We start from the raw sequence: 14,142 nt of genomic DNA on the forward strand, positions 1-14,142 counted from the left end.
GTCGGTCTCGGAGAACAGCCGGACCACGTTCGAGTGCGGGACGACGACGCCCTTGGGCCTGCCGGTCGAGCCGGACGTGTAGATCACGTACGCGGTGTTCTCGGGCCGCAGCGGCACTTCCGGCGCGTGGGTCGGCATCCCGGACAGGTCCGGCAGCCCGTCCAGGGTCACCGCGGGCTCGGCGTCGGAGATCATGTACGCGATCCGGTCGGCCGGGTACGACACGTCCAGCGGCAGGTAGGCCGCGCCCGACTTCAGCACGCCGAGCACGGCGACGACGAGGTCGATCGAGCGCGGGAACCTCAACGCCACCAACGACTCCGGCCCGGCGCCCGCCGCGATCAGGTGGTGCGCCAACCGGTTGGACCGCTCGTCCAGATCCCGGTAGGTCAGGCTCGCGCCCCCGCACGTCACCGCCGGCGCGTCCGGCGTGCGCGCCGCCTGCGCGGCGAACAGCGACGGGATCGTGTCCTCGACCACCGCGCCGGACGACGTGCCGTTCCACGACACCAGCACCTGGTCGCGCTCGTCGTCGGACAGCCACGGCAGTTCGAACACCCGCCCGCGCGGGTCCGTGCCGATCGCGTCGAGCAGCCGGGCCAGCCGGTCGCCGAGCGCGGTGATCGTGCCGGCGTCGAACAGCCGCGGGTCGTAGGTCAGCTCCACGTGCAGCGCGTCGTCCACGTGCGCCCGCACGGTGAGCGGGAACGACGTGGTGTCCAGGCTGTCCACCTCGCCGATGCCCGGCGCGCCGTCCGGCGTCTCCTTCTCCACCGGGTAGTTCTCGAACGCCAGCAGGCTGTCGAACAGCCGCCCGCCGGCCCAGCCCTGCACCTGCGCCAGCGACACGTGCTCGAACTGCCGCGCCTCGGTCTGGGAGTCCTGCAGCCGGCGCAGCCAGGCGACCACCTCGGCGTCGGACTCCACCGTCACCCTGGTGGGCACGGTGTTGATGAACATGCCGACGATCGACTCGACGCCGGGCAGCTCCGCCGGGCGGCCGGACACCGTGCTGCCGAACACCACGTCCCGCTGACCCGAGGTGCGGGCCAGCAGCAACGCCCACGCGCCTTGGACCAGTGTGTTCACCGTGAGGCCGTGCGTGCGGGCGACCGCGTCCAGCCGGTCGGCGGGCAGGTCCAGCACGACCTGCGCGGACGACTCGGCGCGGTGCGCCTCGGCGGGCGGCCGGTCGAACGGCAGGGGAGTGGGCGCCTCGAACCCGGCCAGCACGCCGCGCCAGTACGACTCGACCGCCGACTGGTCGACCTCGGCGAGCCAGGCCAGGTAGTCGCGGAACGGCCGCCGTGCCGGAGCCGTGCCGCCCGCGTACTCGGCGAGCACCTCGCCGAACACCTGCGCGGTGCTCCAGCCGTCGAGCAGCACGTGGTGCGAGGTCCACAACAGGTCGACCTCGGTGTCCGACGCCCGCCCGATCACCAGCCGCATCAACGGCGCGGTGGTCAGGTCGATGCCCGCCGCGGCGTCGGCCGCGACCACCTCGTCGGTGACGTCGGCGTAGGTCACCGGCACGGTCACGCCGCGCCGCACCACCTGCACCGGCTCGTCCAGCCCTTCCCAGACCACGTCGGTGCGCAGGATGGGCGTGCGGTCGACCACGCGTTGCCACGCCTCGGCGAACCGCTCGGGATCGTCCACACCGGACAGTCGCACGCGCAGCTGGTTGACGTAGGCGGTGCCGTCGTCCACCAGGCTGTGGAACACCATGCCCGCCTGCAACGGGGTCAGCGGGTAGACGTCCTCCACGTCCCGGTCGACGATCCGGTCCACCTGCTCGGCGGTGAGCTTCGCCAGCGGGAAGTCCGAGGGCGTGCGGCCCCACGCGTCCGGCCCGGTGCAGTGCGCGACGATCCCGCGCAGCGCGTCGACCATCCGGTCGGCCAGCGCCCGGACAGCGGCCTCGTCGTGCGCCTCGGTGGAGTACTCCCAGTCCAGCACCAGCTCTCCGGACGACACGGCGGCGCTGATGTCGAGCAGGTGCGGGCGGACGGCGTCGTCCGGCGTCTCGCGGCCGTGGTCGAGGTCGTCGAGCTCGTCGTCGTACTGGCCCAGGTAGTTGAAGCACACGCGCGGCAGCGGGCCGGTCACGCCGCGGTCGGAGTACTTCAGGGCCTCGTAGCTCAGCCCCTTGTCGGGCACGGCGCGCAACTGCTCCTTCACCGACTTCAAGGCCGCGCCCCAGTCCCCGTCCGGCAGTGCCAACGCCACCGGGAACTCGGCGGTGAACCAGCCGACCGTGCGGGACAGGTCGAGGCCGTCGAACAGCTCCTCCCGGCCGTGGCCTTCCAGCGCCACCAGCGCCCGCCCGGCGAACGCCGAGGTCAGCGCGGTGAGCAGCACGTCGTTGACCTGCGTGCGGTAGGCGTCGGGCACCAGGTGCAGCAGGGCGTCGGTCTCGGCCTTGCCCAGCCGCACCGACACGCTGCGCGCGCTGCCCGCCGACGTCGGCACGGGCTCCTCCACCGGCACGTCGGCCCAGTGCGGCAGGGCGGCGTCGAACCGGCCCTCGCGCACGTGCCGGTCGAGCCGGTGGGCCCAGTCGGTGAACGCCGTGCTCTTCGGCCCGAGGTCGCGGCCGGCCAGCGCGGCGTCCAGGTCTGCCAGCACGATCCGCCACGACACCGCGTCGACCACCAGGTGGTGCGCGGTGACGAACAGCCGGCCGTCGTCGAACAGCACCGCGCGCAGCAGCGGGCCGTGCCGCAGGTCGAGGCTGGTGCGGGCCAGGTGCGCTTCGGCGGTGAGGTCGTCCGAGGCGACGCGGAACACCTCGGCGGTCTCCGACTCCGCCACCTCCTGCTGCCACACGCCGTCGACCTGCGTGAACCGCAGCCGCAACGCGTCGTGGTGGGCGACGACGGCCCGCACGGCGTCACGCACCGCGGCCGGCTCGACGTCGCCGAGCTCCACCACGACCGACATGGTGAAGTGCGCCAGCGGCCCTTGCTCGGCGAAGAACCAGCGCTGGATCGGGGTGAGCGGCGCGGGCCCGGTGACGGTCTCGTGGGCGGGGCCGGTGTCGTCGGTGACGGCGAGCGCGAGGTCTCCGACGGTCTGCCGGAGGAAGACGTCCTTGGACGTCAGCTTCAGCCCGGCCTGCCGGGCCCGGGACACGACCTGCATGCTCAGGATCGAGTCGCCGCCCAGGGCGAAGAAGTTGTCCCGCGCGCCGACCCGGTCGACGCCGAGCACGTCGGCCCAGATCCCGGCGAGCGTGGCCGCGACACCCGGTTCGGGCGCCACGTACCCGGCGTCGGTGAACGTCGGCGCGGGCAGCGCCCGCCGGTCCACCTTGCCCGCCGGCGTGACCGGCAACGCCTCCAGCGCCACGAACGCCGACGGCACCAGGTAGTCGGGCAGCCGCTGCTTGAGCCAGCCGGCCAGGTCGGTGGCCGTGCCGACGGTGTAGGCGACGAGCCGCAGGTGGCCGTTGTGCTCGCGGGCCACCACGGCGGCCTGCGTCACGTCCGGGTGCCGCAGCAGCGCCGTCTCGATCTCGCCCGGCTCGACGCGGAAGCCGCGGATCTTCACCTGGTCGTCGGTGCGGCCCAGGTACTCCAGCTGGTCGCCGACCCAGCGCACGCGGTCGCCCGTGCGGTACATGCGCGCGCCGGGCTCGCCGAACGGGTCGGGCAGGAACCGCTGCGCGGTCAGCCCCGGCCGGTCGTGGTAGCCGCGGGCCACCTGCGCGCCACCGAGGAACAGCTCACCGGGCACGCCCACCGGCGCGGGCCGCAGGTCCTCGTCGAGCACGTGCGCGACCAGGTTGGTCAGCGGCCGGCCGATCAGCGCGCGGTCACCGGCGACCACGGTGGACACCGAGTCCACCGCGACCTCGGTGGGGCCGTAGTAGTTGTGCGCGGTGGCGCGGGAGTCGGCCAGCGTCCGCCACAGCGCGGGGGGCAGCGCCTCGCCGCCGAGCATCACGTCACCCGGCACGTGGTCGCCGTCCAGCAGGCCCGCCGGGAGGAGCTGCTGCACGTACGACGGCGTCAGGTCGAGCAAGCCGATCCGGTGCTCGCGCACGTAGTCGACCAGGGCGGCCGGTTCGAGCCGGACGTCGTCGGTGATGACGTGCAGCTCGTGGCCCGCCGCCATGAGCAGCGGGCCTTCCCACGACGTGTCGAAGGAGAACACGGCGGTCAGCGCGACCCGCGTGCGTTCGACGGCGAGCACCCGGTGGTGGTTGAGCATCAGGTTGGTCAGCTGCCGGTGCTCGACCACGACACCCTTGGGCACGCCGGTCGAGCCGGACGTGTAGATCACGTAGGCGGCCTGGTCCGGCCGCACGACCACGTCCGGGCGCGTGTCGGGGTAGGCGGCGAGGTCGGGCGCCTCGTCCAGCACGAGCGCCGGGCGCGCGTCGCGCAGCAGGAAGTCGACCCGGTCGCGCGGCAGGTCCCGGTCCACCGGCAGGTACACCGCGCCCGCCTTGTGCACGGCCAGGATCGCCACCACGGAGTCGGCCGAGCGCGGCAGCGACACCGCGACCACCCGCTCCGGGCCCGCGCCGTGCGCCAGCAGGTGGTGCGCGAGCCGGTTGGCCCGCGCGTCGGCCTCGGCGAAGGTGAGCCGCGTGCCGCCGCACACCACCGCGCCCGCGTCGGGCGTCCGCCGCGCCTGCTCCTCGAACGCCTCGGCGAACGTGACCTCGGGGACCTCCCGCCGCGCGCCGCGGCCGTCCGGCTCGTCGCCGAGCAGCAGCGGCGCCTCGACCAGCGGCCGGTCCGGCGCGGCGGTGACGCCGTCCAGCAGCGTGACCAGGTGCCGCGCCATCCGGTCGATCGTGTCGGCGTCGAACAGGTCGGTGCTGTACTCGACCGCGCCGCGCAGCTCGCCGTCGACCTCGCCGAACTCGAACGACACGTCGCAGGTCGAGGTCAGCAGCGGCAGCGGCACGTCCCGCACCCGCAGGCCGGGCAGGTCGGGCGCGTCGGCGCCGAAGTTCTGCATCAGCACCATGACGTCGAACAACGCGTTGCGGCTCGGGTCGCGGTCCGGCCGGACGGCGTCCACCACCCGCTCGAACGGCACGTCCTGGTGCGCGAAACCGTCCCGCACGGTGGTCCGCACGTCGGCCAGGAACTCCGTGAACGACCGCCGCAGGTCCACCGAGGACCGCAGCACCACCGTGTTCACGAACAGGCCGACCACGTCGTCGAGCTCGGCCCGCCCGCGACCGGACACCGCCGTGCCGACCGCGATGTCGTCCTGGCCGGTGTAGCGGGCCAGCAGCACCTTCGTGGCCGCGAGCAGCGCGGTGAACAGGGTGTCGCCGTGCTCGGCCGCCAACGCCTTCACGGCCTTCGCGACCGGCGTGGGCACGGTGAACTCGTGCATCGCGCCCGCCGTGCCGCGCACCGCCGGGCGCGGCCGGTCCGTCGGCAGCTCCAGCGGCGGCACGCCGGCCAGGTGACCTGCCCAGTAGTCGACCGAGGGCTGCGGCAGCCACGCCGTGTAGTCCACGTACTGCACGGCAGGCGGGGGCAGCTCCTCGCCCGCGTACAGCGCGCCGAGGTCACGGGCCAGCACGCCGGTGGACCAGCCGTCGGTGACGATGTGGTGCAGGGTCAGCACCAGCACGTGCTCCTCGGGCGCCACCCGCACCAGCCGCGTCCGGAACAGCGGCCCCTCACGCAGGTCGAACGGCGTGCTGACCTCGTCGAGCAGCACCGCCTCCCAGTCGGAGTCCTCGACCGCGAGCGGCACCTGGAACGGCTCGTGCACGAGCTGCACGCCGTCGTCGAACGTCGTGCGCAGCGACTCGTGCCGGGCCACCAGACCGTCGAGGGCACGCCGCAGCGCGTCCGGGTCGAGCGGTCCGCGCAGGCGCAGCGCGGTCGGCGTGACGTACTCCGCGCTGCCCGCTTCGAACTGGTCCAGGAACCACAACCGCCGCTGCGCGGGCGACTGCGGGTGGACGAGCGGAGGGTGGACGCCATCGCGCGGGATCACCGGGATGGCGTCCACCGCATCCTGGCCGGAACCCGCCCCGGAGCTGATGGCGGAGGCGAGGCCGGACACCGTGGGGTGGTCGAACACCGCGCGCGGCGACAGCTGCACGCCGAACGCCGCGCGCAACCGCGAGGTCACGCGGATGCTGAGGATCGAGTCGCCGCCGAGGCGGAAGAAGTCGTCCAGCGCGCCGACCCGGTCCAGCCCGAGCACGTCGGCCATCACGTCGGCCACCACGCGCTCGGCGTCGGTGCGCGGCGCGACGAACTCGCCGGCCAGGTCGGGCTCGGGCAGGGCCTTGCGGTCCAGCTTGCCGCTGGGCGACAGCGGCAGGTCGGCCAGCACCACGACCGCCGACGGCACCAGGTAGTCGGGCAGCCTGCGGGCCAGCGCGTCGCGCGGGTCGGTCTCCGGCGTGCCGGTCACGTACCCGATGAGGCGGTTGTGCCGGACGACCACGGCGGACTCCCGCACGCCGGGCACGTCCAGCAGCGCCGCTTCGACCTCGCCGGGCTCGATCCGGAAGCCGCGGATCTTGACCTGGTCGTCGGCCCGACCCAGGTACTCCAACGTGCCGTCGGCCGACCACCGCACCCGGTCACCGGTGCGGTACATGCGCTCGCCCGGTCCGCCGAACGGGTCGGCCAGGAACCGCTGGGCGGTCAGGCCTGGCCGGGCCAGGTACCCGCGGGCCACCTGCGGGCCGCCCAGGAACAGCTCGCCGGGCACGCCCGGCGGCACCGGCCGCAGGTCGGCGTCCAGCACGTACGCGGACAGGTTGGCCAGCGGTCGTCCGATGACCGGCCGGTCGCCGACCACCGGCGTGGCCACCGAGTCGACCGTCACCTCGGTGGGGCCGTACTGGTTGAAGCCCTCCACCGGCGACTGGGCGATCTCCCGCCACAGCGCCGCGTCGACCGCCTCGCCGCCGAGCATGATCACGCGCAACCCGGACTCCAGCAGCCCGGCCTGCACCAGCTGCCGCGCGTAGGACGGGGTGAGGTCGACCGTGCCGATGCCGTGCTCGGCGATGTACCGGACCAGCGCGGGCGGGTCGAGCCGCAGCTCCTCGTCGATGACGTGCAGCTCGTTGCCCGCGGCCAGGAACAGCAGGCCCTCCCACGACGTGTCGAACGAGAACGTCGCGGTGACGGCGAACCGGGTCGGCTCCGCCATCAGGGCCGCTTTGTTGGCGTAGTACAGGTTCGCCAGCTGCCGGTGCTCGACCACGACGCCCTTGGGCGTGCCGGTCGACCCGGAGGTGTAGATCAGGTAGGCGGCCTGCTCGGGGCGCGGCGCCACGGCCGGCGGCGCGTCCGGCAGCCCGGTCAGGTCGGGCACGGCGTCCAGCACCAACGCCGGTCTCGCGTCGCGCAGCAGGAAGTCGATCCGCTCGGCGGGCAGCTCCGGGTCGACCGGCAGGTACACCGCGCCCGCCTTGAGCACGGCGAGCACGGCCACCACCAGGTCGGCCGAGCGCGGCAGCACGACCGCGACGGTGCGCTCCGGTCCCGCGCCGTGCGCGAGCAGGTGGTGCGCGAGCCGGTTCACGCGGGCGTCCAGCTCGGCGAACGTCAACGCGGTGCGCGACCCCGTGCGGTCGTGGCAGACCAGCGCGGTCGCGTCCGGCGTCCGGCGGGCCTGCTCGGCGAACACCTCGGGGTACAGGCCCTGGGGCGTGTCCTGCGCGGTCCGGTTCCACTCCACCAGCACCTGGTGCCGTTCGGCGTCGGTCAGCCACGGCAAGTCGGCGATCGGCGTCGTCGGGTCGCCCGCGATCGCCCGGATCAGCTCGCGCAGCCACCCCGCCAGCCGTTCGGCGGTGGCGGCGTCGAACAGCTCGGGGTCGTAGGCCAGGTCGAGGTTGAGCCGGTCGGTCACCGACGCGCTCAACGCCAGCGGCAGCGTGGTGTTGTCGACCGCGTCGATCTCGGCCACGCGCGGCCCGTCGCCGTCGCGTTCGAACGGGTAGTTCTCGAACACCACCACGGAGTCGAACAGCCTCGTCCCGGCCCACGACTGGATCTCGGCCAGCGAGGTGTGCTCGAACCGCCGCGACTCGCTCTGCGCCGCTTGCAGCTCGCGCAGCCACGCGCCCACCTCGGCGGCGCCGTCCACGACCGCCCTGGTCGGCACGGTGTTGATCAGCATGCCGACCATGGACTCGACGCCGGCCAGCTCGGCCGGGCGGCCGGACACCGTGCTGCCGAACACCACGTCGGCCTCGCCGGAGGCACGGGCCAGCAGCAACGCCCACGCGCCCTGCACCACCGTGTTCACGGTCAGGCCCGCGCGCTGCACGGCGTCGTCCAGGTCCAGCGAGAACCGCACCGCCGCGGACGCCTCCGAGCGGTGCGCCCGCGTGGGCGCGCGGTCGAACGGCAGCGGCGTCGGTCCGTCCACATCGGACAGCACGGTCCGCCAGTGCGCCTCGGCCGCGCCGCGGTCCTGCTCGGCCAGCCAGCGCAGGTAGTCCCGGAACGGCCGCCGCGCGGGCAGTCGGGCGGGCGTGCCGGTGACGATCGCCCGGTACTGCTCCAGCACCTCGCCGAACACCTGCCCGGTGCTCCAGCCGTCCAGGATCACGTGGTGCGACGACCAGACCAGCTCGACGCGGTCCTCGCCCAACGGCGTGACCTCGACCCGCAGCAACGGCGCGACCCCCAGGTCGAACGGCGCGTCCACCGGCCCGGCCGGCAGCTCCACGTGCCGGTGCACGACCTGCACCGGCTCGGCCACCCCGTCCCACACCACGCTCGACCGCAGCACGGGCGTGCGGTCCACGACCCGTTGCCACGCCTGGCGCACCGCGTCGGGGTCGCGCACGCCGTCCAGCACCAGCCGCATCCGGTCGACGTACGCGCCGGGCTCGACCAGGCTGTGGAACACCATGCCCGCCTGCAACGGCGTGAGCGGCAGGATGTCCTCCACGTCCGGCCCGGCGAGCGCGTCGACCTGCTCCTGCGTGAGCCTCGCCAGCGGGAAGTCCGACGGCGTGCGTCCCCCGGCGCCGGGCCGCGCGCAGTGCGCCACGATCTCCCGCAGCCCGTCCAGGGTCAGCTCGGCCAGCCGCCGCACGGTCTCCTCGTCGTGCACGTGCTCGGAGTACTGCCAGCTCAGCTCCAGCTCGCCGCGCTCGACCAGCCCCGTCACCTCGAGCAGGTGGGCGCGCGGCTCGTCGCCCGCCAGGTCTTCACCGACCGCGTCGCGCCGGGCCCGGTAGAAGCCGCCGTCGGCGACGTCGAACCGGCCGTGGTAGTTGAACGAGACCTGAGGCAGCTTCCCGCCGCCCAGCGCCTCGAAGCTCAACCCCCGGTGCGGCACCGCGCGCAGCGACTCCTTGACCGACTTGAGCGTGCGACCCCACTCGTCGCACGGCTCCAGCACCACCGGGAACTGCGTGGTGAACCAGCCGATGGTGCGGGTGAGGTCCACGCCCGGCAGCAGCTCTTCGCGGCCGTGGCCCTCCAGCGCCACGCTCACCGCGTCCCGCCCGGTCCACTCGGCCAACGCCCGCCCGAGCGCGCTGAGCAGCACGTCGTTGACCTGCGTCCGGTAGACCGGCGGCACGGCGGTCAGCACCGCGTCCGTGGTCGTCCGGTCCAGCCGCACCGACACCACGCGCGTCGAACCTGCCGTGTTCGCGCCGTCCCGGTCGACCGGCAGCGCCTCGGGCTCGGGCAGCGAGTCCCAGTGCTCCCGCGCGTCGTCCAGCGCCCCGGACCGCACGTGCTCGGCCAGCCGGTGCGCCCACTGCGTGAAGGACGTGCCGACGGGCTCCAGCGGCACGCCCCGGTACGCCTGCTCCAGGTCGCCGAGCAGGATCCGCCACGACACGCCGTCCATCGCCAGGTGGTGCACGGTCAGCAGCAGCTTCGGGCGTGCGCCCGGGAAGAACACCGCCCGCAGCAGCGGTCCCGCGACGAGGTCCAGTTGGCGTTGCGCCTCCCGTGCGGCGGCCTCCACGTCCGCGTCGACCTCGACCCGGAACACGTCGACCTCGGTGTCCGCGACCTCCTGCACCCACCGGCCGTCGAGCTCTCGGAACCGCAGGCGCAGCGCGTCGTGGTGCCCGACGACGGTCCGCACGGCGGCGCGCAACGCCTCCGCGTCCGCCCCGGGCTCCAGTTCGACCAGCAGCGACATGGTGAAGTGCCGCAGTGGTCCGTACTCGGTGAAGAACCACCGCTGGATCGGCGTGAGCGGCGCCGGCCCGGTGAACACGGGTTCCGCCGCGGTCTCGGCGGACTTCGACACGACCAGCGCCAACTCGGCCACGGTCTGGTGCCGGAACACGTCCCGCGAGGTCAGGTGCAGCCCCGCCTGCCGCGCCCGGGACACCAGCTGGATGGACAGGATCGAGTCGCCGCCCACCGCGAAGAAGTTGTCCTCGACACCGATCCGCTCCGCGCCGAGCACCTCGGCCCAGAGCCGGGTCAGCTCGGCCTCCACCGGCGTGCGGGGCGCGACGAACTCGCCGTCCGCCACCGCCCGCGGCGCGGGCAGCGCGGCCTTGTCCAGCTTGCCGTTCGGCGTCAGCGGCAGCCGGTCCAGCTCCACGAACGCCGACGGCACCGCGTAGTCCGGCAACGACTCCCGCAGGTGCGCCCGCAGGTCGGCCGGTCCGGTCGTGACGACGTACGCGACCAGCCGGGTGTGCCCGGTGTCGTCCCGGGCCACTACGGCGGCCTCGGTGACGTCCGGGTGCGTGGTCAGGGCGGCTTCCACCTCGCCGGGCTCGACCCGGAACCCGCGGATCTTGACCTGGTCGTCGGTCCGACCCAGGTACTCCAGCGTGCCGTCGGCCGACCACCGCACCCGGTCGCCCGTGCGGTACATGCGCTCGCCCGGCGCGCCGAACGGGTCGGCCAGGAACCGCTGGGCGGTCAGGCCGGGCCGGTCCAAGTAGCCGCGGGCGACCTGCGCGCCGGCGATGAACAGCTCACCCGGCACGCCGACCGGCGCCGGCCGCAGGTCGTCGTCCAGCACGTGCGCGGTGACGTTGCCCAGGGGCGTGCCGATGACCGGCCGGTCGCCCGTGATGCGGCACGACACCGCGTCCACGGTGGTCTCGGTGGGGCCGTAGTAGTTGTACGCCCGCAGGCCGGAGGCCACCAGGTCGCGCCACAGCGCCGTGCCGAGCGCCTCGCCGCCGAGCACCAGCGCCTTCGGCCCGTCCTCGGCGGTCAGCGACCCGTCGGCGAGCAGTTGCCGGACGTAGGACGGCGGCAGGTCGAGCAGGTCGATCCGGTGCTCGCGGGCGTAGGAGAGCAGCGTGGCGGCGTCGAGCCGCACGTCGTCGGTGAGCACGTGCAGCTCGTGGCCGTCGGCCATGAGCAGCATGCCCTCCCACGAGGTGTCGAACGAGAACACGGCGCTGAGCGCGACCCGCATCCGGTCGCCGCCGAAGGTCTCGCGGTGGTTGCGCAGCAGGTTCGCCAGGTGCCGGTGCTCGACCACCACGCCCTTGGGCAGTCCGGTCGAGCCGGACGTGTAGATCACGTAGGCGGCCTGGTCGGGCCGCACGGCCACGTCCGGCGGGGTGTCGGGCAGGCCGGAGGTGTCGACCGGCGCGTCGATCACCCGCACCGCGCCGGAGTCGGCCAGCAGGTGCTCCCGCCGCGCCTCGGGCAGCCCGGGGTCCACCGGCAGGTACACCGCGCCGGCCTTGAGGATGCCGAGCACGGCGACGACCCAGTCGACGCCGCGCGGCAGCGACAGGGCGACGATCCGCTCCGGCTCGACGCCCTCGGCGAGCAGGTGGCGCGCGAGCCGGTTGGCGCGGGCGTCCACCTCGGCGAACGTGAGCGCGTCGCCGTCGCACACCAGCGCCGTGGCATCGGGGGTGCGGCGGACCTGCGCCTCGAACAGCCCCGGGAACGTCGCCGGCGGCACGTCGAGCGCGGGCCCGCGGCCGTCCGGCTCGTCGCCGAGCAGCATCGGCAGCTCGGCCATCGGCCGGTGCGGGTCCGCGGTGATCGCGGACAGCAGCGCGAGCAGGTGCCGGGCCATCCGGTCGACCGTGTCGGCGTCGAACAGGTCGGTGCTGTACTCCACCGACCCGTGCAGGCCGTCCGGGGTTGCGGTGAACTCGAAGGTCAGGTCGAAGTTCGACCACTCGCGGCTGAGCGGGTGCTCCTCGACGCGCAGGCCCGGCAGCTCCGGCAGGGAACGGCCCGCGTTCTGCAAGACCACCATCACGTCGAACAGCGGGGTGCGGCTCGGGTCGCGGGACGCGCCCACGGCCTCCACCACCCGGTCGAACGGCACGTCGTCGTGCGCGAACGCGTCCAGCGCGGTCCTGTTGACCTGCGCCAGGAACTCGGTGAACGACCTCGAAGCGTCCACACCGGACCGCAGCACGACGGTGCCGACCAGGAAGCCGACCAGCCCGGCCAGCTCCGGCCGGTCGCGCCCGCTGGTGACCGTGCCGACCGCGATGTCGTCCTGGCCGGTGTAGCGGGCCAGCAGCAGCTGGCCGGCGGCCATCAGCGTGGTGAACAGGGTGGTCTCGTTGACCCGCGCCAGCTCGGCCAGGTCGCCCGCCAGGCTCGCGGGCACGGTGAACTCGTGCGTCGCGCCCGCCGACGTGCGCTCCGCCGGCCGCGGCCGGTCGGTGGGCATCTCCAGCGGCACGACGCCGGCCAGCCGGTCGACCCAGAACCCGGTGTCCACCGGCCGTTCACGCTGCCAGACGGCGTAGTCGGCGTACTGCAACCGCGGCTCGGGCAGGGCTTCGCCCCGGTACAGCGCGCCCAGCTCGTCGACCAGCACGCCGAGCGACCAGCCGTCCACGACGATGTGGTGCGAGGCCAGCAGCAGCACGTGCGCGTCGGCCGACTCGGCCAGCAGGGCGGCCCGGAACAGCGGGCCGCGCCGCAGGTCGAACGGCTCGTCCAGCACCTCGCGCAGGTCGTCCACGGCGACCAGGTCCAGCTCGACGTCGTCGTGCACGACCTGCACCGGACGGCCGTCGACCTGGTCGAACGTGGTGCGCAGCGACTCGTGCCGGCGCACCAGCCCGCGCACCGCGCCGGCCAACCGGGCCACGTCGAGCGAACCGGTGAGCCGCAGCGCGATCGCGCTGGTGTACTCGGTGCCGCCGGGCTGGAACCGGTCCAGGAACCACAGCCGCTGCTGGCCCGCCGACAGCGGCAGCGGCCGGTCCCGCGGCGCGGGCGGGATCACGTCGACCACCGGCGCGGCCCGGCCGGCGAGCCGCGCGCGGAGCTTGTCGCGGAGGTGCTCCGGCAACGCGGAGATGCGGTCGTTCTTGGACGTGGTCATGACGGGTCACGCCTCCGTGTCGGCAGCGAGGGCTTCGAGGTCCGCGAGCACCAGCTCCTCGACCAGGTCGGCCAGGGCGGACACGGTGCGCGCGGTGAGGACGTCGCGTGGGGACAGGTCGACGCCGAACGCCGCCTTGGTCCGGGACGTGATGTGCAGGCTGCGGATCGAGTCGCCACCCAGGGTGAAGAAGCTGTCCTCGACCCCGACGCGGCCGACGCCGAGCACGTCCGCCCAGATGGCGGCGATCGCGTCCTCGGTCTCGGTGCGGGGGGCCACGTAGGCGGAGGACGTGACCGCGTCGCGCTCGGGCGCGGGGAGCGCGACGCGGTCGAGCTTGCCGTTCACCGTCAACGGCAGGCTTTCCAGTGCGACGAACGCGGCGGGCACCATGTGGTCGGGCAGGACCTCGGCCGTGTGGTCGCGCAGCTCCGACGCCGTAGTCGGCTTGTCCGGCACGAAGTACGCCACCAAGCGTTGTTCGTTCGCCACTACAACGACCTGGGCGACGGCAGGATGCGCGGCGAGCGCCGATTCCACCTCGCCGAGCTCGATCCGGAACCCGCGGATCTTCACCTGCTGGTCCGCGCGGCCCAGGTAGTGCAACGCACCGTCCTCCCACCGGGCCAGGTCCCCGCTGCGGTACATGCGGGAACCGGGTGGGCCGAACGGGTCCGCGACGAACCGGGACGCGGTCAGGCCGGGCCGGTCGAGGTAGCCGCGCGCCAGGCCCGGCCCGGCGACGTACATCTCGCCCGGCACGTGCGGCGGCACGGGGTTGAGGTCGTCGTCGAGCACGTAGACCCGCAGGTCGGGGATGGGCACGCCGATCGAGCCGTCGGCGGGCGTCCAGGTGACGTGGACGGTGGTCTCGGTGAT

General features: G+C 74.0%; 2 protein-coding genes. Both read right to left on the reverse strand.

The genetic code is table 11. The features are described from left to right. Positions 1-13,263, reverse strand: a 13,263-nt coding sequence (locus tag AB0H12_RS44305; RefSeq protein ID WP_499632556.1) for an amino acid adenylation domain-containing protein, incomplete at its 3' end; no start/stop codon positions are given. A 6-nt stretch (positions 13,264-13,269) separates the two neighbouring features. Beyond that, positions 13,270-14,142 (reverse strand): AMP-binding enzyme (locus tag AB0H12_RS44310; protein ID WP_499632559.1); only part of this gene is annotated, 873 nt, incomplete at its 5' end.

It is taken from the genome of Actinosynnema sp. NPDC023794 (assembly GCF_040639675.1).
Taxonomy (GTDB): domain Bacteria; phylum Actinomycetota; class Actinomycetes; order Mycobacteriales; family Pseudonocardiaceae; genus Actinosynnema; species Actinosynnema luteola.